The organism is Streptomyces flavofungini, from assembly GCF_041028215.1.
In the GTDB taxonomy this organism is placed as follows: domain Bacteria; phylum Actinomycetota; class Actinomycetes; order Streptomycetales; family Streptomycetaceae; genus Streptomyces; species Streptomyces flavofungini_B.
Map to the genome: position 1 here is coordinate 1 of NZ_JASKYR010001177.1, position 1875 is coordinate 1875.

Genomic DNA, 1875 nt, shown 5'->3' on the forward strand with positions numbered 1-1875 from the left:
GTCGACGGCCCCGCCCCGGCCGCGGGGGACAGCCTCGCGCCCCTGCTCACCCTGCGCGCGGCGGGCGACAGAACCCCGCTGTTCTGCGTACCCCCTGGCCTCGGCGTGGGCTGGGCCTACGCGTCGCTGCTCCCGCACCTGCACCCGGACCGTCCGGTCCACGCCCTGCAGACGCCCGCGCTCTCGGGGGCCGGAGCCGCCCCGCCGACATCCGTACGGGACGTGGCGCGCGACTGCCTCGACCGCGTCCGCGCCGTCCAGGCGCACGGCCCCTACCTCCTGCTCGGCAGGTCGTTCGGCGGTCCCGTGGCGCACGAGATGGCGGTCCTGCTGCGCGCGGCGGGCGAGGAAGTGGCCCTCCTCGCCGTGGTGGACGCGATGCCGAAGCCGCCGGAGACCGCCCGCACCCCGCTGCCGCCCGACGTCGTCGCGGCGGAGGCCGCGCGCATCCTCCGCGAGGAGGGCGCCGCCCTCGACGGCATCGGCGGACCCCGCCGCGCCGCCCTCGGCGAGGCGATCGCCCGCCACGTGGAGCTCGGCCGCGCCTGGGTCCCCTCCCGCTACGACGGGACGGTGACGCTCTTCGCCGCCACCCGCGACCCGGAGGCCGTACCGACCGAGGAGAAGGCGGCGGCCTGGCGCCGCGCGGCCCCCCGGGTCGACGTCCACGAACTGGCCTGCGCCCACGCGGAGGTACTCGACGCGGGACCGGCGGCGCGGATAGCGAGAACAGTGGAAGCCGCCATCGAGACCACCTTCGGCACCGCCCTCCCGCAGGGCCCGAGAACCACCCTCCAGGGAGAGTGAGAGCAGTGGAGTTCCCCGAGGAATACGAGTTCCCCGTCTCCGACGCCCAGAGCAGGCTCCTGGTCCTCGACCGGATGAACCCGGGCACCGCCCAGTACAACGTGCCCGCCGCCTTCGCCGTGCACGGCCCCTTCGACCTCGCCGCGCTCACCCGCGCGCTCGACGCCGTCGTCGCCCGCCACGAGTCGCTGCGGACCGTCTTCCGCACCGCCGCCGACGGCACACCGGCACAGATCGTCCGCGCCACCGGCCGCGCGCACCTCACCGTCGAGAAGGACGTCCGCGCCGCTGAGGCGGACGCGCGGATGCGGGCCGAGGCGGCCCGGCCCTTCGACCCGGCGGCGGGACCGCTGCTGCGCTGCGCGGTGTACGGCGTCGACGACGGCACCCACCGCGTGCTGCTCGTCGCCCACCACCTCGTCTGCGACGGCTGGTCCCTCGGCGTCATCCTGCGGGACCTCTCGACCGCGTACGCCGGGGGCACCCTGCCCGAACTCCCGCTCCAGTTCCCCGACTACGCGGCCTGGCAGCGCGAACGCCAGGCCGAGGGCGCCTACGCCGGGGCCGTCGCCCACTGGGCCGAGCGGCTGCGCGGCGCCCCCGAGGTCGTCTCACCGCCCCTGGACGGGCCGCGTCCCGCCGTACGGACGGCGGCGGGCGGCAGCGTGCGGTTCCCGCTCGGCGCGGGGCCGCGCGGACGCCTCGCCGAGGCCGCGCGGGCCCGCGGGGCCACCCCGTTCATGGGCCTCTTCGCCGCGTACGCCGCCTTCCTCGGGCGCCTCTCGGGCCGCGACGACCTGGTCATCGGCTTCCCCGTCTCCGGGCGCGACCGGCCGGAGCTCCAGGAGATGGCCGGGATGCTGACCAACACCCTGGCGCTGCGCGTCGATCTCTCCGGCGACCCCTCGTACGGCGAACTGATCGACCGCGTCCGTGCCGGGCTGCTCGCCGGACAGCCCCACCAGGACGCCCCCTTCGAGTCCGTCGTCGATTCCCTCGCCCCCGCCCGCGACACCAGCCACGACCCCGTGGTCCAGCTGGTCTTCGCCTACGACGACGACACCGAAC

The 1875-nt window shown here is 76.5% G+C and carries 2 protein-coding genes; both read left to right on the top strand.

All coding sequences use genetic code 11. From position 1 onward, the window contains the following. A partial coding sequence (locus tag AB8Z36_RS39510; protein ID WP_369218186.1) for a thioesterase domain-containing protein occupies nucleotides 1-807 on the top strand: 807 nt, incomplete at its 5' end. Between the two features lie 5 nt (nucleotides 808-812). Next, the coding region (locus AB8Z36_RS39515) for a condensation domain-containing protein (RefSeq protein ID WP_369218187.1) at nucleotides 813-1875 on the top strand (1063 nt) is incomplete at its 3' end.